Below are 22,324 nucleotides of genomic sequence, written 5' to 3' on the forward strand. Positions count from 1 at the left end.
GAAACCTACCGTCGCACCCCCGTCATCCCGCGCCGCACGCGCCGACTACTCCAGCCTCTTTACCGACCTCTTCACCACGTCCACCACCAACGCGTCCGGGAACCGCAACTCCTCCCAGAACGCCAACGGATCACCCAGCCCGACAGCCGCCGTCAGCCACACCGTCATCGCCATTCCGTGCGACGCGATCGCCACCGGTCCAGCCGCCGCATGCTCCGCCACGCCGGCCGCGAACCGCCGTACGACGTCCTCCCGCGCTTCCCACTCCGGCAGGTCGGTCCCGCCGACGTAGGCCCGTCGCGGCGTCCGGAAGTCCCCGTCGTACGGCTCGACCCGCTCGATCTCGTCGAACCGCGCATCCGTGATCGCCGGACCGAGCGGTGCCACCGTCGCGATCGCCTTCACCTCGGTGCTCGCGACCACCCGCAACCCCGCCGGCAGCCGCGCGCACAACGCCCGCGCCGCCGCTTCGCCCTCCGCCGTCAGCGCCCAGTCCCGCGCAGGCGTCTCCGGACCATGGGCAGGCATCGCGTGACGCACCAGAACGAGCACCCGGCCAAGCTACCCCGCCCACCGCCCGGTGAAGAAGGTCAGCGCCACCACCGTCGACAGCGGCGCCACCACGCACACGTACGCGGTCTTCACCCACGGCCGGCGGAGGCTCCACACCCCGAGCCCGACCCACAGCGGCCACCACAGCAGCGTTGCCCGAGGCATCGACATGAACCAGTACGACGTACCGAGCGCCAGCATCCCGATCCCGACGTACGCCGCCTCGGCCCAGCGCCGCCGCCACAGCAACAGCCCGACCAGCACCAGCCCGACGACCACCGCGACCAGTTCGGCCTGGAACATCGCGGCGTACCCGGTCGTCTGGACGTGGTCGAACGCGGCCGTCCAGGTCGTGCGCCACGTGTGCCAGGGCGCCGTGAAGTTGCGGTACCAGCCGCTCTCCTGCGCGTGCTTCCACGCCATCAGGTCGCCGGTGTGCGAGTACAGGTACAGGAAGTACGCCGCCACCGGCACGACCGGCAGCGCGAGCCACGGCAGCGCGCCCCACTTCCGGTGCGCCCGGAGCGTGACGACGAAGTGCACCACGATCGCCGCCGCCAGGAACAGCCCGGTGATGCGCACCGACGTCGCCAGCGCGGTCAGCAACCCAGCAAGCACCCACTGATGCCGCCGCGCAGCCAACCAGGCCGGCAGCGCGAACGCGAGGAAGAGCGCCTCGGAGTAGCCCACGGCGAGGAACACCGCGCACGGCGACAGCAGGAAGAAGAGGACCGCGTCCCGGTCGGCGCTTGTCCCCGGGCGCTCCAGCCGGGCGATCCGGGCCAGCGCGAGGACGGCGACTGCGCCGCTGACGAACGAGATCAGCACCCCGGCGAGCGTCCAGTGCGGCAGTACGCCGTGCACCGCGCGCAGCACGATCGGGAAGCCGGGGAAGAACGCCTCCCGATGGTCCCAGCCGTCCGTCCACGGTCCCGTGCTGCCCGGGAAGTAGCCGTCCCGGGCGATGTCGAGGAAGTGGAACCAGTCCCATTGCTGGAACGCAGTACCGAACTTGCCCGGGTCGCGCGTCTCCGCGTCACCGGGGAAGAGCCACTGCGCCGCGTACGCCGTCAGCGCGACGGCGAGGCGGGTCAGGAGGTAGAGCAGCAGCACGCGCCGGTCCACCGGGGTGAACCAGGTGAGCCGGGCTCGGGCACCTGAACGGATCCGCGCGTACGCGGCGGAGGCGGCGCGCGCGGAGGGCGTCGCGGGCGCGGCGGACGTGGCGGCAGGGTCCGCCGTACGGGTGAGCGTCATCACCCGGTACTTGCCCGAAGCCCGCAAACCCCTTCTCGGCGGCTACCCCTCGGGCTCGAGCAGGTGGTTGTACGTCATGAACGCGGTCCGCAGCTCCTTGTAACCGACCCGGTCGAACAGGACCGTCATCGCCGTCCCGTCGTACCGCTCGACCAGGCCCGGCCCGAAGCTGCGGTGCCGCACCCGGCTGCCAACCGGGAACGGCTGGTCGGCGACCGGCGCCGCGGTCCGGCCGGACAGGTCGTTGTCGCAGTTGCCGCACGGACCGGCGTACGGCTCACCGAAGTAGTTCAGCAGGAACTCGCGGCGGCAGCCGTGGTGCTCGGCGTACGCCGCGACCATCTCGACCCGGGAGCGCGCGACCTCACGCCGGTCGTGCTCGACAGCCGAGGCCGCCGCGACCGCCTTGTCGACGTCGGTGCGCGCAGCGAGCTTGAAGCGGTGCGCAACGTTCACCACTCGCGCGTCGGTGAGCCGGCCGAGCGCGCGCTCGACGCGGGCCGGGCTGAGCCGGCTGGTCGCGGCCAGTTCGGCGATGTCGGCCGGGTGGTGCTCGGCGATCGCGGCGGCGACGGCGTACAGGTCGTCGTCCTTGACGCCGCCGGAGGCGAAGAACCGGCTGATCCCGAGGTTGGCGTGCCGGTAGAACAGCTCGATGTCGGCCGGTTCGCCGTCGCGGCCGGCGCGGCCGATCTCCTGGTAGTAGGCGTCGACCGAGCCCGGCGCCTCGGCGTGGGTCACCCAGCGGATGCCCGGCTTGTCGATGCCCATCCCGAAGGCGACGGTCGCGACCACGACCCGGTACCGGTCGGCCAGGAAACCGTCCTGGACCTCGCGGCGCTCCTTCGCGGGCAGCCCAGCGTGGTAGGCCTGCGCGGAGACGCCGGCGCCGGTGAGCTCGGCGGTCAGCTCCTCGGCGTGCCGGTGCGTCGCGACGTACACGACGCCCGAACCGCGCGACGACCGGACGTGGCTGAGCAGGCGACGGCTCTTGGACTCCTCGTCGGCGAAGGTCAGGACGGAGAGGTTCAGGTTCGGCCGGTCGAAGCCACCGACCACGACGGCCGGCGAGTCCATCTCCAGCCGGTGGACGATCTCGTCACGCACCGGCGGCGCGGCGGTCGCGGTCAGCGCGAGCGTCGGCGGCCGGCCCATCGTCTTGATCGCCGCGGCGAGCCGCAGGTAGTCGGGCCGGAAGTCCTGCCCCCACTCGCTGACCAGGTGCGCCTCGTCGACGGCCACCAGGTGCGGCCGCGACGTCGCCAGCAGATCGAGTACGTCGGAGTGCGTCAGCTGCTCGGGCGACAGCAGCACGAACCCCGGGCGGCGCTCGGTCAGCATCTCGCGCGCCTGGTGCTGCCCGGCGCGGTCACCGGAGTTCAGCTCGGCGACCTCGATGCCGGCCGCGTGCTGCGACAGCGCACGGAGCTGGTCGCGCTGCAGCGCGACCAGCGGGCTCACCACGACGGTCAACCCACCCAGCGCGAGCCCGGCGAGCTGGTAGATCGCAGTCTTACCCGTCCCGGTCGCCAGCACGGCGAGCGTGTCCCGCCCGTCGAGCACGGCGGCAACAGCCTCCGCCTGCCCGGGTCGCAGTACGTCGTACCCCAGCCGTTCCTTGGCCAGCGCGGCGACATCGTGCATGCCTCAACTCCCCTGGGTCGCGACCAGCAGCGGCACCAGCTGCTCGGCGTCGCTCAACGACCCATGGTGCCCGACGAACCGACTGAGCCGAGCCTCGCCCTGGACCTCACGACCACGGTCGAGCCCTGCGCAGCCACGACAACGTCACCGATCCGCGGCCGCACACCGTCCGCCACCCGCGGCCCGAACCATCCCCGGGCGATCGCGTCCTCACGCTGAGCTCCCTCGCCAGCACCGACGGCCCGACATCTGCGAGTGTGAACACCCGACGTCCCTCTCCTCAGCACCAGTCTGATGCACCCGTCGCGGTCAGGTGATCTCCAGCGCGAGCAGTACGGCATTCAGATCGCGCAGAGTCGTCAGTACGCCGTACAGCTGGGTCTGATCGGTGACCGTGACGGTGATCGTCGTCGTGCCGTCGGGCTGGTGGCTCAGCGTCGGGTCGCCGAGCCAGGGCGTCCAGTGCGCGTCGAGGTGGCCGTCGATGCGGATCGCGTACGTCCGGTTCATCGCGCCGCGGCGATGGGCTGCCTGGTGCCGGCGGCCTGGCGCTGGTCGCGGTACAGGGAGATCCCGAGGCCGATCAGCGCGACGCCGACCGGTACGGCGAACGGCCGGTCGAACGACGCGGGCAGCGCCGAGAGCGCGAGCACGGAGACGGTGCCGTAGGCGAGCAGCGCGCAGGCCCAGCGGGCGAGGATGCCGGCCCGCAGGAGCGCGATCCCGAACAGCAGCCCGCCGACGGCGTACCCGATGCCGGAGGCGAGGAACAGCGTCGAGGCGCGCCCGATCTCGCCGGCCGGGTCGGCGCCCATCGCGCCGTCGATGAAGTCCTGGACGTAGCCCGGGCTGGTCTGCGCGACGGTCGGGAGGACGAACGCGACGATGCACTGGACGGCGAACATCGCAAGGTAGCCGATGCTCAGCAGCACGTACCCGGCCAGCCCGAGCAGCCCGAAGCGGCTGCGGTGCCGGAGGAACATCCCGGTGATCCCGGCGAGCGCGAGCACCGCCATCACGATCTTCGCGGACTCGCGGAGTGCGAGGTCGGTGGTGGCGATGTGCGCGACATCGGCCGGCGGGTGGTTGATCTGGACGCCGACGAAGATGACGCCCGCGGCGGCGGCGCAGACTCCGGCGGCTGCGGTGAGACGCTTCGCGGTGAGGTTCATGGTGGACTCCTTCGGTCAGGTTTGGTCCGACCGTAGGAATCGAGATGGTGACCGGGCATCACCAGATGTGGTGATTGCTCAGAGGAGGCCGAGCTCGGTCGCACGCCGTACGGCGGCCCGGCGGTTGTTGACGTCGAGCTTGGTGAAGATGTGCTTGGTGTGGGTGCGGAGGGTGTTGATGGAGACGTAGAGCCGGCAGGCGATCTCGGGGCCGGTCAGCTCGGTCGCGAGCAGCCGCAGGACTTCGAACTCACGCTCGCTGAGGGTGTCGTCAGCGGTCGGTCGGTGACCTTCATCGACGAACAACTGGTGATACCCAGCAGGAATCCCCAACTCCAGCGCCACCGCCAGATCGGCCTGTCCTGAACCGTCCTGAGCGAGCGCCCTGAGCAGCCGCGCCTCGATCACGCTCCCCTCGCGCCCGCCCGCGTGCTCCAGCACCCGATCCAGCAGCCCGACCGCCTCCGCACCCCGCCCCTCGGCGATCAACAACCGCGCAAGCGTCAACTGCTCGTACTCCGCGAGGTAATCCACCTCATCCGTCACCCCACGCGCCGCCCACACCCGCGCGTCGTCCAACCGCCCCTGCGCGATCCGCACCCGCGCCCTCATCGCCGCGATCGGCCGAACGTCCGGAAAGTACCCCGGCAGATACAGCGCCTCAGCCTCATCGAGCATCGCCACCGCACCCTCGAAATCCCCCCGAGAGCGCAGAATCGCGGCCTTCACCGTGAACCACCGATGCCGGTTCTCCAGCAACGAAGCCCGCTCCCCGAGCCCCCGCGCGACCTCCAACTCCTCGTCCGCCGCGTCCAACTCGCCGTACTCCCGCAGCACCCCAGCAAGCCCCACATGCAGATCACCCGTTGTCGGCAGCACCGGCCCACCGACCGCGATCGCCCGCTCGTACAACCGCCGCGCCTCCACCGGCCGCCCGCGCGCCAACCACATCTCCGCCAGCACCACGGTCGCCCCGAGCTCGTCCGCGACCATCCCCGCCGCCCGCAGACTCCCCACCGCCGTCGTGAACGTCTCCACCGCCGTACTCAAATCGCCGGCAGCCAAGGCCGCGAGCCCGACGAACCCAGCCGCCGCACCCCGCGGAAAGTGATCCTCCGGCCCGGCCAACGCGAGCGCCCGCTTCGCATGCTCGACCGTCCCCGCAACGTCTCCCCGAGCTTGCGCGACCGACGCCCGGTACACGGCGATCATCGCCGGCAACGACCGCACCTCGTCGTCCCGATCCTTCGTCGCCTCGACCACCAGCCCGACAGGCCGCTGCGCCGCGGCCTCAGCCGCATCGAGCCACTCCTCGACCCCTTCGAAGTCCCCCGCCGACAGCCGGCTCCATCCCACGTACGTCGCCAGCAGCGGCCTCCGCCGTACGACGTCCTCCGGGAGCGCCCGCAACCACTCACGCAGTACGACGTCCTGTCGCCTCCGCCGCATCCCGGGCTCGGCCAGCTCGACGAGATCGGCCGTCAGCTCGTGATCCCCGCCGGCCATCGCGTGCCGCACGGCCTCTTCCAGCAACCCGTTCCCCGCCAGCCACCGACTCGCCGCCCGATGCAGCGCGGCCCCCGGATCACTCCTCCGCGCCCGCAACGCGTCGGCGAACAGATGGTGATACCGATACCACCGCCGCTCGTCGTCGAGCGCGACGACGAACAAGTTCTCCTGCTCGAGCCGCTCCAGCATCAGCTGACCGTCAGCCCGCCTGGTCACCGCGTCGCAGAGCCCGCCGGTCAGCTCATCCAGCACACAGGTGTCGAGCAAGAACGCCCGTACGTCGTCAGGCTGCCGATCGAGCACCTCCTCGACCAGGTAGTCGAGCACGAACCGATGACTCCCCGAGAACGCCTCGACAAACCCCGCCACGTCGTCCCGAGTCCGCGCCGAGATCCCCGCGAGCTGCAGCCCAGCAGCCCATCCCTCGGTCCTCGCCTCCAGCGCCGTCACCAAGGCGCTGTCCAACCGCAGCCCCATCACATCGTTCAGGAACACCTCGGCCTCGTCGCCAGTGAACCGAAGATCCGCCGCCCGGATCTCCACCAGCTCCCCGCGCGCCCGCAACCGCGCCAACGACAGCGGAGGATCCGCCCGAGTCGTCATCGCCACGGTCACCCGCGACGGCAGGTTCTCCACCAGGTACCCCACGGCCTCGTGCACCGCGGTCCCCGCGATCAGGTGATAGTCGTCGAACGCCAACACCGTCGAGCTGTCCAGGCGCCCCAGCTCGTCGAGCAGACTGGCCAGCACCTCCTCAGCCGGCACCTCCTCGGGCCGCGCAGCATCCAGCAACTCACGCGCCACCACTCCCACCGCCGGCTCCACCACCTGCACAGCCGCGATCAAATCCCCCAGAAACCGCCGCAACTCCCCATGCCCGGCGTCCACCGCCAGCCACACCACCCGCGCATCGACCTCAGCCAGCCACTGCACCAGCAACGTCGTCTTCCCGAACCCCGCCGGCGCAGCCACCAGCACCAGCCGAGGCGCCCCCTCACCCCCGAGCCGGTCCACCAACCGACCACGCCGAACCAACCGCCGCCGCGGCAATGGCAACCGCCCCTTGGCCCCCGGCACCCCCATCCCCTCACCCTAGGCGCGCACCACCATCGGCTTCAACGGACCGCCTCACCCCGGCCGCGCTCACTCGGGAGCGGCACCACCCAGCCCGCCCGCCTACTCCGCCACGCCGGAGACCGACACCCACCACTGTCCAAGCGCCGGCCCACACGCCCCGCCCCGCCTGAAGCAGCCCGATCACCCGGCAAAACAGAGGTTGATCAGTGGTGGGTGTCGGCCACTCACCGCAGCGCCCGTACCGCGAGCGCCGTCAGCGCGTCGGCGTACTCCTCGTCGAACGGGTGGGTGCGCAGGATCCACCGGTGGTAGATCGGCCCGAAGACCACCTCGACCGCCACCTCCAGGTCGATGCCCTCGGCAACTTGTCCGGCGCGCTGCGCCGACTCCAGCCGGCGCTTCGTCGCCGCCAGTTGCGGGCCGAGCATCCGCGTGTGCACCTGCTCGCTCAGCGCCGCGTCGTGCTGCATGTCCAGCATCAGCGCCCGCAGCGTCGCCGACCGCGCCTCGTCCGCGAACTCCGCGACCGTCGCCCGAAGGACCAACCGAAGATCCGCCTCGAGATCCCCACTGTCCGGCCACTCCACATCGACCTGCTCGGCCACCAGCGCGTCGAGCACGACCGCGCCCTTCGACGGCCACCAGCGGTAGATCGTCTGCTTTCCCACCCCGGCCCGACCGGCGATCCCCTCGATCGACGTCTTGGCGTACCCGACCTCGGCGACAGCTTCCGCGGCCGCGGTGAGGATCGCGGTCCGGGCTCGATCGCTGCGGCGACTCGCATCTGGACTTTTCATGAACGAGACGATACGGTCCGTCTCGTTGGAATTCAAGTGAGAGGAACCGCCGATGAGGCTATGGATGATCACCGGAGCCGGCCGCGGCCTGGGCCGCGCCTTCGCCGAGGCCGCGCTCGAGCGCGGCGACCGGGTCGTCGCGACCATCCGCCAGGAGGGCGTGCTCGACGACCTGCTCAAGCAGTACGGCGACCGCCTGGTCCCCCGGCAGCTCGACGTCGCTTCACGCGTCGACGTGGAGCGGGTGGTCGCGGAGGTCGTCGACACCGTCGGTACGCCGGACGTCGTGGTGAACAACGCCGGCTTCGGCGTCGTCGGCGCTGTCGAGGAGCTGACCGAGGACGAGCTGCGCGCGCAGTTCGACGTCAACCTGTACGGCGCGGTCTGGGTCACGCAGGCAGTCCTGCCGCACCTGCGAGCACGCGGCTCGGGCCGGATCGTGCAGGTCTCGACCGTCGGCGCGGTCGGGCACCTGCCGCTGTTCGGCGCCTACAACGCGTCGAAGTGGGCCCTCGAAGGCCTCAGCTCCGCGCTCGCCGCGGAGGTCGCGCCGTTCGGCATCGGGGTGCACGTGCTGCAACTGGGCGGCTTCGCGACGGACTGGTTCGGCTCGAGCATGCGCTTCGCGACGGCCGACCCGGCGTACGACGGGACGCGCGAGGGCATCCTCGGCATGCCCGGCTACCCCACGGCCGCGATGCTCAGCGAGGCCGAGCCGTCGACCGAGGAGTCCCCGGCGGTCGCCGCCGAAGCACTGCTCGCCCTGCTCGACGACCCGGAACCACCGCTCCGAAAGATCGTCGGCACCGGTGCCCACGAGATGGTGAAGGCCGCGTTGGAGTGGCGCCGCGACGACTACCAACGTGATCCGGAGTTCAGCTGGCCCAGCTAACCGCCACACCACAATCCCCAGATGTACTAACAAGTCAGTCCTACAGACCTAGACTGCCGTCGCGTGGACCATCAGTTCCTGCTTGTCGCCGGTGCCGGGTTGGCGATCATGATCGCGGCGTCCGTGTTCGCGCGACGGACGGGCGTCGCGGCGCCTCTCCTACTGGTCGGACTCGGGATCGGTGCGAGCTATCTCCCGAGCACCCCGACCATCCACATCGAGCCCGAGCTCATCCTGGCCGGCGTCCTGCCTCCCCTGCTCTACGCATCGGCCGTCCAGCTCCCGGTTCTCGACGTACGCCGCAACTTCGCGCTCATCGCCTGGCAGTCCGTCGTGATGGTGATCGTCTCCGCGCTGGCGATCGGTGCCGTCGTGCACGCGGTTTTCCCAGCCATCTCGTTCCCGCTCGCCGTCGCGCTCGGCGCGGTCGTCAGTCCGACCGACGCCGTTGCCGCGACGGCGATCGGCCACCGCGTCGGCCTGCCGCCGCGGCTGATGACCGTGCTGGAAGGCGAAAGCCTGGTCAACGACGCTTCAGCACTTGTCGTACTCCGAACAGCCGTCGCCGCGATCGCGACCGTGTCGGGCAGTGCGTTCGACCTCGGTGACACCGCGCTCGACTTCGGGTGGGCGGTGCTCGGCGCGGTGCTGATCGGCGGTGCCGTCGGCTGGTTGACCGCGCTGCTGCGGCAGCGCCTCGACGACCCGGTGCTGAACACGACGATCTCCTTCGCCGTCCCCTTCCTCGCCTACTTCCCGACCGAGGAGGTGTACGCGTCCGGCGTACTGGCCGTGGTCGTCGCGGGTCTGCTGACCGGCGCGCTCGGCAGCAAGCGGTTCAGCGCGCGCGACCGGCAGACCCAGGCGACCACTTGGACGACGATCAGCTTCCTGCTCGAGAGTGCCGTTTTCCTTGCCATGGGCTACCAATTGCCCGAGCTGGTCGACGCGGCGCGGACCGAGACGACCACCGGTGAGATCACCGGCCTGGTGCTGCTCGTCGTCGGGCTGCTGGTCGCGCTGCGCTTCCTCGGGCTCGTCGGGCCGGCGATCAGGGAACGCTTCGGGCGTCCGGGGCGCAACGAGCAGACGCGGGCGAAGCTCGGGCAGTTCGAGGAGCACCTCGACGCGATGACGCCTGCCGACCAGCGGGAGGAGAACCGGATCGCCTGGGCTCGGCGCCGACTCGCGCGGGGGAAGGCGGACGTGGAGTTCGAGGAGCGGGAGCCGATCACCGGGCGCGGGTACGCCGTACTCGGGTGGGCCGGGATGCGCGGGGTCGTGACGGTCGCGGCCGTGCAGACGATCCCGGGCGAGACGCGGCACGTCGACACCGTCATCCTGGCCGCGTTCCTGGTCGCGCTGATCACGCTGGTGCTGTTCGGGCTGACGCTGCCGATGGTGATCGCGCGGATGAACTTCCGGCCGGAGAGCGCCGAGGACAAACGCGACTCGGTGCAGGCGCTGCTCCGCCGGGTCGGCGAGTCGGCGATCGACACCCTCGGGCCGCTGGAGGAACAGACGGTCGACGGGGAGCCGCTGGACCCGGAGCTGGTCAGCACAATGAAGGAACGGATCGTGCCGCGGCTGGTCGCGGGGACGCGGGATCTGCGCGAGACGCGAGCGGACGCGCATGAGCAGATGATGATCGTGCAGCGGCGCTACCTGGACGCGATGCGCGATGCGTTGGGAGCCGAACGCGGCATCGGCGCGTACAGCTCGGAGACCTACCGCCAGGTCGAGTCCCTGCTCGACACGGTGGAACAACGCTTCCGGATGAACTGACTCTGGTGTCCGTCGCGCCTGCTCGCTAAGGTTCCCGACCGTGGCGAGCGTGCTTCCCGAGCTGCGGCCGGCGAACTGGTCAACCGAGGAAGTTCTCCAGTACGAGACCGCCCTCGAAGGCGCCGGCCAGGCGATCGGCTACTGCGCCGCCCAGCTCGCGCGCGGCGGGGACCTCACCTGGCGCCATCGCCAGCAGGAATGGTCCGTACGCCGGCGCAACCTGACGCCGTCGTCGGTCCGCGAGATCGCCGCGATCCGCACCGAGGCAGAGGATCTGCTCGCCGACCCTCTCCCCGAACAAGCCTCGAAGTCGCCCGACAACCGCCGCATCTTCCGCGACCGCATCCTCCCCGACGAGCTCACCGGCACCCCGCAGGACGACCCGGTCGTCGTCTTCGTCGCCGGTCAGCCCGGCGACGGCAAAGCCACCGTCACCGCCCTCGTCCGCCATCTCCTCCGTCACCGCGGCGACCCGGTCGTGATCGCCCAGGACCGTTACGAGCCGCACCACCCCGACTTCTACCGGCCGATCACCGAGCCCCCAGGCCCGTACTCCAGCCTGGTCGGCCGCCGCTGGACCACCAACGCGATCGACCACGCCCGCAGCCACCGGTACGACGTGATCCTCGAGACCCTGCTCCTCGACCCCGCCGACTTCGAGCAACCAGCCCAAGCGTTCAAGCAGGCCGGCTACCAGGTGGAGATCGCCATCGTCGCCGCCCCCGAAGCCTTCACCCGCTTCGGCATCCTCGACCGCCATCTCCGCGCCCTGGAGGCCTACGGCTCCGGCCGCCTGGCCGACCCCGCCCTCCACCACGCCGCCTACCAAGGCGCGCTCCGCGCCGCTCATGCGCTGGACACCGCGTACGGCGCCGCCGACCGCGCGCACCGCAACATCCGTCGCGAAGCCGAAGCGATCGACGCCGCCTCCAGCGGCGCTCTCCGCGCCGACGGCTTAGCTGCCGCCGACAGCGACGCAGACCTCATCGCCGTGCTCCGCCCCAACGGTGAGCTCATCCGCGGCACCCGGCGTACCGACCCCCACGACCCGCTCACCGCCGAAGCCATCACCGCCGAGCGCACCCGCCCATGGACCATCCCCGAGTCCCGGCGCTTCCTCGCCGCGGTCGACACCTTCGAGCGCCGTGGACTCTCCGCCCCGATCCCCTGGGTTCGCCAAGCGACGGTCGAGGGCGCCAGGACCGTCACGGCCCTGGCGCGACCTCATCTGCACCCCGACGCGGTCACCCTGCACAGAGCAACGGCCGGCGTACCGGTCCCTGACCAGAGCGACCTCGGCCAGGGCGACGCGTTCTAGACGCCGTTCGCGTTCGGCTCGCGCGGCGTGAGCCCGGCGAGGTCCTTGATCACGCGGCCGCGGGGGTCGACCACCTTGTCCCCCTTGATCCCGCCGCCCGAGCCCGGGGCCCGGCGCGCCGCGCGGCCGGACTGAAATCCACCCTTGGCCGGATCCTGCTTCGTCCTCTTGCTACCCCACACGGTTTCGTCCCTTCAGCAGTGGCGACGCCGGATCGTACGGCCGCGAAGCGGCAGCAGACAAGGGCTGACGAAGCGTTCTACCGGACTTCACCGTCGAGTGGGTTCCCGGTCATCCGCCCGGCCAGCCCGGAGTTCACCGCACGCGCCGCGGTGCTCGCGGTCTTCCGCGCCGCCTGCTCCTCGAAGCACGCGAGGAACTCGTCCTTCAGCCCCAGCCGCGGGTAGTGCTCGAGGACCTCCGCACGGAACTCGGCCGTCAGCCGATCAGCGTCCAGACCGACGATGTCGAGCGACGCCGCCCGCGCGATCAAGTGCCCTTCCGGGTCGTCGTTCACATCGGTGTCGAACACCATGTGCCGCACGATCACCTCGGCGACCCGGTCCTGCCGTTCAGGCGACCACCCGGCACCGGCGGCGAAGACCCGCGCGACGTGCCCGGCCGCGACCTCGAACGAAACGGTGTGGCTGTCGAACTCCGGCGACAGCCCGAGGTCGTGGAACATCGAGGCCACGAACAGCAGTTCGTCGTCGTACTCGATGCTCTCCTGCTCGGCGAGCGCGGCCGCCCAGAGGTAGACGCGGCGGGAGTGCGCGAGCAGGGCCGGCGTCTGGTAGGCGGTGGCCACCTCGAGGGCCGCCGTCGACGCGCTCGTCGCCGGGATCACAAGGTCGTTGAAAATGATCATACTTTCACGGTACGCCGCCGCAGGCCCGCGGCACTGGTCCATTCTGCGCAGGTTCCGGTGGGCCAATCAACGCCGGCCCAGCAACCCCACGGGCAAGTGGCCCATCGACATCGAGCGCCGATTCCCTACTCTCGAAGGAGAAGCATCCACCCCCCGAGCAAGGACCGACGAAATGCGCGCCATCACCGTCCGGGACCGCGAGTCCGGCGTCGACGGACTGTCCCTCACCGAGCTGCCGTACCCGCACGCCGCCGAGAACGACGTCGTCGTCCGCGTGCACGCGGCCGGCTTCACCCGCGGCGAGCTGACCTGGCCCGGCACCTGGACCGACCGGGCCGGCCGCGACCGCACGCCGAGCGTCCCCGGCCACGAGGTGTCCGGCGTGGTCGCCGATCTCGGCTACGGCACCACCGGCATCACCGTCGGCCAGCGCGTCTTCGGCCTGACCGACTGGCTCCGCGACGGCGCCCTCGCCGAGTACGTCGCCGTCGAGGCCCGCAACCTCGCGGCGCTGCCCGCGAGTGTCGACCACGTCACCGCGGCCGCGTTCCCGATCTCCGGCCTGACCGCGTGGCAGGGCCTGTTCGACCACGCGAACCTGCAGCGCGGGCAGACCGTGATGATCCACGGCATCGCCGGCGCGGTCGGATCGGTCGCCGTCCAGCTCGCCCAGGAGATCGGCGCCCACGTCATCGGCACCGGCCGGACGGCGGACGCCACCAAGGCCGCCGAGCTCGGCGCGCACGACTTCGTCGACCTGGCCGGCGGCGACCTCGAGAAGGCCGGTCAGGTCGACGTCGTGCTCGACGTCATCGGTGGCGAGATCCGCTACCGCTCCGGCCTGCTGCTGCGTCCCGGCGGCACCCTGGTCACGATCGCCGACCCACCGACCCAGCAGCCGCCGAACGCCCGCGCGGTCTTCTTCGTCGTCGAGCCCAACCGCGACCAGCTCACCCAGCTGGCCACCCGCCTCCACGACGGCCGCCTCAAGCCGCTCGTCACGACGGTCCTCCCGCTCGACCAGGCCGTGAGCGCGTTCCAGCCCGCCCGCGGCCGGACCATCATCAAGGTCACGGACTGACGAGCCGCTGCCGCAGACCCGTCGCGCGCAACGCCCGGCGGGTCAGCGCCAGCCGCACCGAGTCCTCGGCACCGACCACCCGCACCCGGTCGACCGCGCGCGTGATCGCCGTGTAGAACAGCTCCCGGGTCAGCAGCCGCGACTCCTCGTTCGGCAGCAGCACGGTGACCTCCGCGGCCTGGCTCCCCTGCGACTTGTGGATCGTCATCGCGTGCAGCGTCTCGATGTTGCCCAACCGGCTCGGCGCGAAGTCCCGCCGCCCACGCGCCCCCGCGATGCAGACCCGCAGCGACCCGTCCGGGCGCCGGATCGTCACGCCGACGTCGCCGTTGTAGATCCCGAGCGCGTAGTCGTTCGCCGTCACCAGCACCGGGCGGCCGACGTACCAGGTGTCCCAGAGCGGATCCTCGGTCTCCTCGGTGATCCAGCGCTCGACGGTCCGGTTCCACTGCTGCACACCCCACGGCCCTTCCCGATGCGCGCACAGCAACCGGTGCCGATCGACCGCGGCCAGTGCAGCGTCAGCATCACCGGCCTCGGCAGCCCTCCGGATCGCCAGTACGTCGGGCAGCATCGCCTCCCGCAACCGCTCCCGCGGGTCCTCGTCCTCGACGAACACCACCCGCTCGTCCCCGCCGCGCAGCACAGTCAGTACGTCGTCCGCCCGGTCCTCCCGAACGGCCAGCGCCAGCTCCCCGATCTCACTCCCGAACCGGTGCGACGTCCGCAGCTCCGCGGCCTCGATGTGGCCCCCGGCAACCAACCCGTCGACCAGGTCGGCGAGCACCGCGCCCGCCTCGATCGAAGCCAGCTGATCGGGATCGCCGACCAGCACGAGCCGCGCGCCCGGCCGGACCGCCTCCAGCAGCCGCGCCATCATCGTCAGCGAGACCATCGACGTCTCGTCCACCACGATGATGTCGTGCGGCAACCGGTTGGTCCGGTCGTGCCGGAACCGGCTCGACGAGTCCGGCCGTCGCCCGAGCAGCATGTGCAGCGTCCGCGCGTGGAAGTCGCCGAGCCGCGCCGTGTCCTCCGGCGACAACCGGTCGGACATCTCCCGCCGCACCGCCTCCTCCAGCCGCGCCGCCGCCTTACCGGTCGGCGCGGTCAGCGCGATCCACGGCCGCCGCTCCCCCGCCAGCTCCGCCTGCTCAGCCAGTACGGCGAGCAGCCCCGCGACGGTCGTCGTCTTCCCGGTTCCCGGCCCACCGGTCAGCACGGTCGTCCACTGCCTGGCAGCCGTTTCGGCCGCGGCCCGCTGCTCGACGTACGAGTCGCCGGGGAACAGCCGGTCGAGCCCGGCGATCAGCGCGGCCTCGTTGGCGATCACCGGCGCCAGTCGCGTCGTCTGCCGGCGCAGGTCCTGCTCGACCTGCTCCTCCTCGCGCCAGTACCGGTCGAAGTACAGCCGCGTCTCGTCCAGCCGCAACGGAAAAGGTGCCCCCAGCAACGGACTCGCGCGCAGCGCCCGCTGCCACGCGTCCAGCGCCGGCCACTCCAGCTCGGCGCCCTCCTCCGCCACCTCGTCCCGGACGAGCGCCAGATCCAAGCACGTCGACCCGGCCCGTACGGCGCGCGCCACCAACGCACAGGCCAGCGCGACCGTCTCGTCGGTCTCCTCCAGCATCGCCGTCAGCCGCAGCGCGACATGCACGTCAGCGGCCAGGATCACCCCGGCGGCGTTGAACTCCTGCAGGAGCCCCGTCGCGGCCAGCGCCAGCGTCGAGTCGAACTCGTCCACGGCCGTGCTCATCAGGCCCTCCCGTCCAGCAGCTCAGACAGCGCGACGACCAAGGCCGACGGCAACGACCAGCTGAACACGCCGGTCGGATGCCCATCCACCACTGGCGTCTCAGCCCCACACATCCCGCGCAGGTACAGGTACACCACCCCACCGAGATGCTTCGAGGGGTCGTACCCCGCGAGCCGCCATCGCAGATACCTGTGTAGCACCACCGAGTACAGCAACGCCTGCAGCGGGTAGTCCGAGTGCAGCATCGCCGCGCCGAGCTGGTCCTGCGTGTACTCCGCCGAGGTCGACGGCTGCTCCGGATCGCCGAGCCGGTTCGTCTTGTAGTCGACCACCACGAACCGATCACCCGGCACCCGCAGCACGACGTCGATCGACCCCGTCAGATATCCGCGCAGACTCTGACCACCGAGCAACGGCTGCTCCAGCCGCTCGGCGTACGCGAGCAGCGGATCGCCAACCGGCAGATGTGCACGCAGCAGCGGCGCCAGCTCCTCCAGCCGTACGTCGGCGCCCGCGTCGTCCCCACCGGCCAGCGGGATCTCGAAGTCCAGCTCCCGCAACCGGTCCTCGCGCCCAAGCTCCCGCAGTGTCAGCCCCGGCACCAGCGGACCGAGCGGCGTCGCGTGCATCGGGAGCATCGCCTCCGCGAGCACCTCCGGCGTCACGTCCACCCGCCACAACGGCAGCTGCTCGCGAATCCGCAACGCCAACTCGGCCTGCAGATCAACCGCCTTCGGATCGGCCTCCTCCAGCACCCCGTGCACCAGCGACCCGAACTCCGCACCCACCGGCAACCCGTCCATCGGCGACGGCACCGCGTCCACCGACGCGACCACGGTCGGCACCGCGTCGACGGACTCGTCCTCGAGCTGCCCGTCCTCCGGCTCGCTCGTCACTCCACCGGGCTGCTGATCGGCCGCCCGGATCAACCCCGAGTACGACGTACGCCGCCACGCCAGATCCACCTCGCGCGAGAAGGTCGCGATCCCGAGCCGCCCCGGCAGCCGCTCGTCGACCGGCTCGAGCTGCTCGGCGATCACCGAGTCCTCCACCACCGGACCGCCCGCCTGCTGCCAGCGCCGCAACCAGACCAGCACCTCGTCGTCGGACGACGCCCGGTCGAGCTGGTCCGGAACGACCGGCTCGCCCTGCTTGCGCCCACGCAGCAGCCGGGACACCCCACCGTTGATCTCGTCCCACGACGGCGCCCACCACGCCACCACCTGTGACTGCGCCCGCGTCAGCGCGACGTACGTGAGCCGGATGTCGTCACCCGCGACCTCGGCTCGCCAGCGCTTCTCGTTCGCCGCGTAGCCCTTGCGGTTGCGCCCGCCGATATCGAGGCTGCGCACACCGTCCTCGTGGAAGAGCAGCAGCTCCTCCTCGTCGAAGATGTGCCGGTTGAAGCCGAACGGCAGGTAGACGATCGGGTACTGCAGCCCCTTGCTCACCCACACCGTCATGATCTGTACGGCGGCCGCGTCGCTGTCCAGCCGACGCGTCCGTTCCGCCGTCCGGCCCTTGCCGGTGCACTCCTGCCGCAGCCAGTCGAGCAGCGCGGGCAGGCCGAAGCGCTCCCGGTGCGCGGTGTCGTGCAGCAGCTCGGCGAGGTGCGCGAGGTCGGTCATGTCCCGCTCGCCACCACGCCAGCCGAGCACGCGATCAGCCATGCCCCGCAGCTGCGCGGCCTCGAAGACCGCGGCGACTCCCCTGGTCCGCAGCAGATCGGCCCAGGCGCGCAGCGTCTGCCCGATCCGGTCGGTCAGGTCGTCGCCTCCGGCGTACAGGGTGGCGGCGGTGTGCCCGAAGAACATCGTGGTCGCGGCGGCCCGGACCAGCCCGGAACGGTGCGGCTGGTCGAACGCCTCCAGCAGGCTCAGCCAGTCCTTCGCGGCCTGCGAGGAGAAGATGTCGAGATCACCCGAGTAGACCGCGGGGATCCCGGCCGCGGCCAGCGCCTCGCGACAGGCCCGCGCGTCCTTGTGCGCCTCGACGATCACCGCGAGATCGCCCGCGCGCAGCGGCCGGCCGTCGTACGTCGCACCGGAGGCGAGCAGCTGACCGATGTCGGCCGCGAGGTCGCGGGTGATGTGGTCGCGCAGGTCGTCCATCGGCACGCTCTTGCGCCGCGGCGACCCGAACCACTCCCGCTGTACGGCGCGCAGCCGGAACGGTGAATCGCACGGCGCACCGGCCAGCCGCGTCCCCTGGTGATGCGCCTCGACGGGGTGCACCACGATGTCCTCGTGGCCGAGCCGGGCGCCGCCGAGCACGACCTGCAGGCAGTCGACCAGCGGCTGGTCGCTGCGCCAGTTCGTCCCCAGCGTCCGGCGCTGCCCGGCGGTCGCCGCCGCGGTCAGGTACGTCGCGATGTCGCCGCCGCGGAACGCGTAGATCGCCTGTTTCGGGTCGCCGATCAGCACCAGCGTGCTGGTCCCGTTGAAGGCCCGGTCGATCACCTTCCACTGCACCGGGTCGGTGTCCTGGAACTCGTCGACCATCACCACCGACCAGCGCCGCTGCATCCGCTGCCGGGCCGGGGCGTCCGGCTGCTCCAGCGCGGTCGCGAGCCGGGTCAGCAGGTCGTCGTACCCGAGGATGCCGAGCCGGCGCTTGCGCCGCTCGACCTCGGCCAGGACCTCGTGCGCGAACGCGACCCGGACGCCTTCGGGCGTCGCCGCGTCGTACTGCTCGGGGACCAGCCGGGTGTGCGGATTGTCGACGACCTTGATCGCGAGCTCCAGCGCGACCGCGCGGGTGATCGGTGGCTGCGCGGCCGACCGGGCGAAGCGCGCGAGGTACAGGTCGTCGACGACCTCGGTGACCAGGTCGGTCAGGTCCTCGACCAGCGTCACCCCGGCGTCGGTGTCACCGGCGACGCCGAGCGAGCGCAGCACGAGCTGGCAGAACTGGTGCGTCGTCGCAATCGTCGCCGCGTCGAAGTTCGCCAGCGCGTCGCGCAACCGGGTGTGCCGCAGCGCGACCTCGGCCTCGCTGCCGCGAGCCAGATGCCCGAGCAGCCCGTCGTCGTCGTGCCACTCCTTCGGGTCGGCGAGCGCCTGCTCGGCGTCCGAGATCTGCGAGCGGACGCGTTCGCGCAGCTCCTGGCTGGCCGCGCGGCCGAAGGTGATCAGCAGCATCTCGTCGAGCCGGGCGGCGCCTTCGGCGACGTACCGGGTGACGAGTCCGGCCAGGGCGTAGGTCTTGCCGGTCCCGGCGCTCGCCTCGAGCACGGTGGTTCCGGTCGGCAGCGGGCCGAGCAGGTCGAAGGGGTCCATCAGCGGGCTCCCTGCTCGAAGCGCAGCATCGGCTCCCAGACGCGCGCGGCATACGCGCCGAGCCGCGTCGACTCACCCGGCATCTCCTCGCCGGGCCGCGGCGGTTCGAGCAGTACGTCGAGCGGCTTGTTCGCACCCCAGACGCGGACGTGCGCCGGGTCGGCGTTCTCCCCGTCGTAGTTCGTCGGCCGCCAGCGGCGTCCGGCCGCGACCCTCGGGTCGTCGTCGGTGCGCGTCGCCTGGCACCAGGCGAACGACGTCTTCAGCGGCAACGGCAGCGGCGCCTGCCGGCCGGCGTCGTACACGGCGACCAGGTCGGACAGGAAGGTCTGCGCCTGCCCGTCGACCGGGCCGAACAGCCGGCTCGCCGGCGTACTGCGGCCGCGGCCGATCGCCTGGGTCGTCCAGTTGTGGTCCTCGTCGTCGGCCGACAGCGCCAGCAGCTGGATCCATGCCGTCAGCAACTGCTTCGCGTCGAGCCGCGAGTAGCTCACCGAGACCAGGCGGTACCCGTACACCCCCGGCACCGTCCCGGTCAGCCGCCGGCCGCCGCCGAGGTCGATGTCCACGTCGAACGCCTTCGCCTCGCCCTGCCGGTGCGGGTACGCCGCGACGGCCAGGCCGCGCGCGATGTCGCGGATGTCGGTCGCGGTCCGCCAGCCGAGCCGTCCCGGCGGCAGCGTCCCGCGCCGCCACTCGGCCTGCAGCGCCTGGTCCGGGTGGATGCCGGAGAGCATGTCCTGCAGCATCCGGTCGCCCACCGACCACTTCTCCAGGTTGTCGATCTCCACCGGCATCGCGTCCGACACCCCGTCGACCTCCCAGGGCAGCGTCACGTCGAGCGAACGGAAGAAGCCCTTCACGGGGTCCTTGAAGAACTGGATCAGCTCGGCCAGCCCGACGTCCTCGCCGCTCGCCAGCAGCAGCGGCGCCCCGACGAACTCCGGGCGCGGCTCGCGCGGCTTGTTGTCGACCCGGGCCGCGACCAGCGCGGTCGGGTCGAACGTGAACGGCCCGGGCGTCCCGAGCCGCCCGGCCTCCAGGTTCTTGCGGTCGAACGGCTGCAGCGGGTGCTTCACCACGACGCTGTCGCGGACCGGCGACTCCGTCGTCCGGTCGAGCGCGTCGACGAGCTCGCCGAGCGGTACGGCGGGCGGCCGCGGCTGCCCCGAGTACTCGTTGGCGCCGGTGTAGGTGATCACCAGCGACTCGGTCGCCGCCATGATCGCGTCCAGCATCAGCTGCCGGTCCTCGCTGCGCACATCGCGCTCGCCGGTCACCGGCTGCCGGGCCAGGACGTCGTCGCCGTCGGCCAGCCCGATCCGCGGGAAGATCCCGTCGTCGAGCCCGAGCAGGCAGATCACCCGGTGCGGCACCGACCGCATCGGCACCATCGTGCACACCGTCAGCGTTCCGCTCCGGAAGTTCGCGCGCGTCGGCCGCCCAGCCAGATGCGCCGACAGCAACGACCGTACGTCGGCCAGCCGCAGCTCCGTCCCGGACAGCTCCCCCGCCCCGGCCGCGACCTGCGCGAACTCGCGCTGCACCTGCCCGAGCTGCCAGCCGTCGTCGCGGCTCACCGAGGTCAACCGGTCGATGCCGCCGCGCAACGCCTCCAGCCAGGCGGCCAGCGAGTGCGTGCCGTCCAGCAGATCAGTTGCCGCACGCAACCGATCGACGTACTCCGCGAACCGGCCGGCCAGCTCGATCCGCGTGCTGCCGACGTCGTCGAGCGGCAGCGTCGTCCCGATCCAGGCATGCGCGTCGGCCGACATCGTCACCCCGGCGAGCACCCGGTCGAGACCGAACTGCCAGGTGTTCTGCGGGAAGTCGGCCAGCCCGAACCGGTCCCGGTCGTCGCGGCCGAACGCCCAGCGGACGCCGGACTCACGAACCCACGCGGTCACCGTGTCGAGGTCGTCGTCGGTGAAGCGGAAGCGTCGTCGTACGGGCTCGGCCTGGGCGAGGTCGAGGACCTGACTGGCCGTTGCCCGGCTGCCCGCGAGGTCGAGCAGCTGCGCGGCGACCGACAGCAGCGGGTTCGTCTGCGTCAGCGACCGATCGGCCAGCTGCACGCGGAGCTTGTGCGCCGGGTGCCCGTTCCGGTCGAGGTCGGCCAGGCCGAAGCGGGCGCTGATCAGCGGCGCGTAGGTCTCGATGTCCGGGCACATCACGAGGATGTCCCGCGGCTCCAGCGTCGGGTCGTCCTGCAGCAGGCCGAGCAGCACCTCGCGCAGTACGTCGACCTGCCGCGCGGTCCCGTGACAGGCGTGCACCTGCACGCTCCGATCGGTCGGCGCGAGCCGGCGGCCTTCGGCGTTCACCGTGTTGTCGCGCAGGTCCTGCTGCAGCCAGCCGAGCAGAGAGTCAGGCGTCGGCAGCGACGAGAGGTGGTTGTCGACGGTCGGTACGGCGGCGATCGCCAGCTCCAGCTCGCGGCTGTCCCGGCCGAGCGTCGCCAGCAGCGGATGCTCGGCGCGCTGGTGGCTGGTGTCCTCGGCGCGGATGCCGGCCTGAGCCCCCTGCAGCCGCTCCCACAACGCACCGCTCGGATTGGGCAGCCACAGGTGCACCTCGCGCTGCTCGGCCAGCGCCGAGATCAGCTCGATCTCGGTCGACGGCAGCCGCGTGTGCCCGAACAGCGAGAGCCGGGTCGGCAGCTCGAACGCCGACGGCTCCTCACGCAGCTGCGCGATCGTCCGTGCGTGGCGTTCAGCCGGCGTCGGCTCGCCGATCCGCGCGACCAGGCGGCGCCAGAGCTCGGGCTGCCAGGACAGGTCGCGGTCGATCGCCGTCCCGAGTCCGTCGGTGTCGCGACCGTCGCTCCAGTCAGCGAGCAGCGTCGGCCGTTGGACGCCGTACGCCGCGAACAAGCGCGCGAGCCGCGCGGCCACGGCGTACCGGCGGCCGCGCCGCAGCTCGCCCTCGGCGCCGGTGTCGAAGTGCCCGAGGTGCCGGGCGACCGGCTCGCACCACGGCTGGTCGAGCGAGTCGTCGAGCACCGCGAGCAGCGGCCACGCCAGCGCGTCCGCGGCCCACGGGTCGTCGTCGTTGATCCCCAGCACGGTCGACACCAGCGACCGCGGCGACGTGAACCGCACTCCCGCGCAGACCCCGTCCCGGCCCGCCGGCCCCGCACCCAACCGGTGCGACAGCCGCTGTGACAGCCAGCGCTCGACGCCCTTGGCCGGAACGACCACGAGCTCCTCGGCGAACGGATCACCAAGCGGTACGGCGAGCAGCTCGCCGAGACCGTCGGCCAGCACGTCCGTCCGCTCGGCGCGGTGCAGGTACAAGGTCACCGGGGAAAGGATGCCACGCTCGGCCGACGGTTTTCG

The 22,324-nt window shown here is 71.5% G+C and carries 16 protein-coding genes; 4 read left to right on the forward strand and 12 right to left on the reverse strand.

Annotated elements, in window-relative coordinates; translation table 11 throughout:
- Positions 1-45: 45 nt before the first annotated feature.
- The 7 genes from ACZ6Z4_RS12435 to ACZ6Z4_RS12465 form a co-directional block, all read right to left on the reverse strand.
- Entirely contained in the window at positions 46-552 is a 507-nt protein-coding gene (locus ACZ6Z4_RS12435) for a histidine phosphatase family protein (RefSeq protein WP_465562007.1), read from the reverse strand.
- Between the two features lie 9 nt (positions 553-561).
- Positions 562-1,809, reverse strand: a complete 1,248-nt coding sequence (locus ACZ6Z4_RS12440) for a mannosyltransferase family protein (RefSeq protein ID WP_465562009.1) — start codon at positions 1,807-1,809, stop codon at positions 562-564.
- A gap of 42 nt (positions 1,810-1,851) precedes the next feature.
- Positions 1,852-3,453 (reverse strand): RecQ family ATP-dependent DNA helicase, encoded by a 1,602-nt coding sequence (locus ACZ6Z4_RS12445; protein ID WP_465562012.1) that lies wholly within the window; start codon positions 3,451-3,453, stop codon positions 1,852-1,854.
- Positions 3,454-3,762: 309 nt separating this feature from the next.
- Entirely contained in the window at positions 3,763-3,963 is a 201-nt protein-coding gene (locus ACZ6Z4_RS12450; protein WP_465562014.1) for a hypothetical protein, read from the reverse strand.
- Entirely contained in the window at positions 3,960-4,625 is a 666-nt protein-coding gene (locus ACZ6Z4_RS12455) for a hypothetical protein (protein ID WP_465562016.1), read from the reverse strand. The genes ACZ6Z4_RS12450 and ACZ6Z4_RS12455 overlap by 4 nt, the downstream gene beginning before the upstream one ends.
- Before the next feature lie 78 nt (positions 4,626-4,703).
- On the reverse strand, positions 4,704-7,217 hold the full coding sequence (locus ACZ6Z4_RS12460; protein ID WP_465562018.1) for a winged helix-turn-helix domain-containing protein: 2,514 nt from the start codon (positions 7,215-7,217) through the stop codon (positions 4,704-4,706).
- Positions 7,218-7,435: 218 nt separating this feature from the next.
- Positions 7,436-8,008: a TetR/AcrR family transcriptional regulator gene (locus tag ACZ6Z4_RS12465; protein WP_465562020.1), complete on the reverse strand. Its 573-nt coding sequence runs from the start codon at positions 8,006-8,008 to the stop codon at positions 7,436-7,438.
- Between the two features lie 52 nt (positions 8,009-8,060).
- Between ACZ6Z4_RS12465 and ACZ6Z4_RS12470 the strand changes: the two genes are divergently transcribed.
- The 3 genes from ACZ6Z4_RS12470 to ACZ6Z4_RS12480 all read left to right on the forward strand — a co-directional run bounded on the left by ACZ6Z4_RS12470 (position 8,061) and on the right by ACZ6Z4_RS12480 (position 12,003).
- Positions 8,061-8,900 (forward strand): SDR family NAD(P)-dependent oxidoreductase, encoded by an 840-nt coding sequence (locus ACZ6Z4_RS12470; protein ID WP_465562022.1) that lies wholly within the window; start codon positions 8,061-8,063, stop codon positions 8,898-8,900.
- Between the two features lie 63 nt (positions 8,901-8,963).
- Positions 8,964-10,685: a cation:proton antiporter gene (locus tag ACZ6Z4_RS12475; protein ID WP_465562025.1), complete on the forward strand. Its 1,722-nt coding sequence runs from the start codon at positions 8,964-8,966 to the stop codon at positions 10,683-10,685.
- A gap of 40 nt (positions 10,686-10,725) precedes the next feature.
- Positions 10,726-12,003: a zeta toxin family protein gene (locus tag ACZ6Z4_RS12480; RefSeq protein ID WP_465562027.1), complete on the forward strand. Its 1,278-nt coding sequence runs from the start codon at positions 10,726-10,728 to the stop codon at positions 12,001-12,003.
- Here ACZ6Z4_RS12480 and ACZ6Z4_RS12485 read toward each other — a convergent pair.
- Positions 12,000-12,185, reverse strand: coding sequence for a hypothetical protein (locus ACZ6Z4_RS12485; RefSeq protein WP_465562029.1), 186 nt, complete (start codon positions 12,183-12,185; stop codon positions 12,000-12,002). The genes ACZ6Z4_RS12480 and ACZ6Z4_RS12485 overlap by 4 nt on opposite strands.
- Positions 12,186-12,262: 77 nt before the next feature.
- Positions 12,263-12,871: an HD domain-containing protein gene (locus tag ACZ6Z4_RS12490; protein WP_465562031.1), complete on the reverse strand. Its 609-nt coding sequence runs from the start codon at positions 12,869-12,871 to the stop codon at positions 12,263-12,265.
- A gap of 172 nt (positions 12,872-13,043) precedes the next feature.
- On the opposite strand from ACZ6Z4_RS12490, the gene ACZ6Z4_RS12495 reads away from it, so the two are divergent.
- Positions 13,044-13,952: an NADP-dependent oxidoreductase gene (locus tag ACZ6Z4_RS12495; RefSeq protein WP_465562033.1), complete on the forward strand. Its 909-nt coding sequence runs from the start codon at positions 13,044-13,046 to the stop codon at positions 13,950-13,952.
- On the opposite strand, the gene recD is transcribed toward ACZ6Z4_RS12495, so the two are convergent.
- From recD to recC, 3 genes are read right to left on the reverse strand one after another with little or no spacing between them, the layout of a single operon-like run.
- Positions 13,942-15,708, reverse strand: a complete 1,767-nt coding sequence (gene recD / locus ACZ6Z4_RS12500) for an exodeoxyribonuclease V subunit alpha (protein WP_465562035.1) — start codon at positions 15,706-15,708, stop codon at positions 13,942-13,944. The genes ACZ6Z4_RS12495 and recD overlap by 11 nt on opposite strands.
- Positions 15,708-18,986: a UvrD-helicase domain-containing protein gene (locus ACZ6Z4_RS12505; RefSeq protein ID WP_465562037.1), complete on the reverse strand. Its 3,279-nt coding sequence runs from the start codon at positions 18,984-18,986 to the stop codon at positions 15,708-15,710. Before ACZ6Z4_RS12505 ends, recD begins: the two co-directional genes overlap by 1 nt.
- A complete protein-coding gene (gene recC, locus ACZ6Z4_RS12510; RefSeq protein WP_465562039.1) occupies positions 18,986-22,288 on the reverse strand; it encodes an exodeoxyribonuclease V subunit gamma in 3,303 nt (1,100 codons plus the stop codon). The genes ACZ6Z4_RS12505 and recC overlap by 1 nt, the downstream gene beginning before the upstream one ends.
- Between the last annotated feature and the right edge of the window lie 36 nt (positions 22,289-22,324).

It is taken from the genome of Kribbella sp. NPDC104740, assembly GCF_055583505.1.

Coding starts and splice junctions, on each gene's coding strand:
- ACZ6Z4_RS12455 (WP_465562016.1), bottom strand. CDS start 4,625: ATGAACCTCACCGCGAAGCGTCTCACCGCAGCCGCCGGAGTCTGCGCC.
- ACZ6Z4_RS12450 (WP_465562014.1), bottom strand. CDS start 3,963: ATGAACCGGACGTACGCGATCCGCATCGACGGCCACCTCGACGCGCAC.
- recD (WP_465562035.1), bottom strand. CDS start 15,708: ATGAGCACGGCCGTGGACGAGTTCGACTCGACGCTGGCGCTGGCCGCG.
- ACZ6Z4_RS12490 (WP_465562031.1), bottom strand. CDS start 12,871: ATGATCATTTTCAACGACCTTGTGATCCCGGCGACGAGCGCGTCGACG.
- ACZ6Z4_RS12505 (WP_465562037.1), bottom strand. CDS start 18,986: ATGGACCCCTTCGACCTGCTCGGCCCGCTGCCGACCGGAACCACCGTG.
- ACZ6Z4_RS12465 (WP_465562020.1), bottom strand. CDS start 8,008: ATGAAAAGTCCAGATGCGAGTCGCCGCAGCGATCGAGCCCGGACCGCG.
- ACZ6Z4_RS12440 (WP_465562009.1), bottom strand. CDS start 1,809: ATGACGCTCACCCGTACGGCGGACCCTGCCGCCACGTCCGCCGCGCCC.
- ACZ6Z4_RS12445 (WP_465562012.1), bottom strand. CDS start 3,453: ATGCACGATGTCGCCGCGCTGGCCAAGGAACGGCTGGGGTACGACGTA.
- ACZ6Z4_RS12495 (WP_465562033.1), top strand. CDS start 13,044: ATGCGCGCCATCACCGTCCGGGACCGCGAGTCCGGCGTCGACGGACTG.
- ACZ6Z4_RS12460 (WP_465562018.1), bottom strand. CDS start 7,217: ATGGGGGTGCCGGGGGCCAAGGGGCGGTTGCCATTGCCGCGGCGGCGG.
- ACZ6Z4_RS12470 (WP_465562022.1), top strand. CDS start 8,061: ATGAGGCTATGGATGATCACCGGAGCCGGCCGCGGCCTGGGCCGCGCC.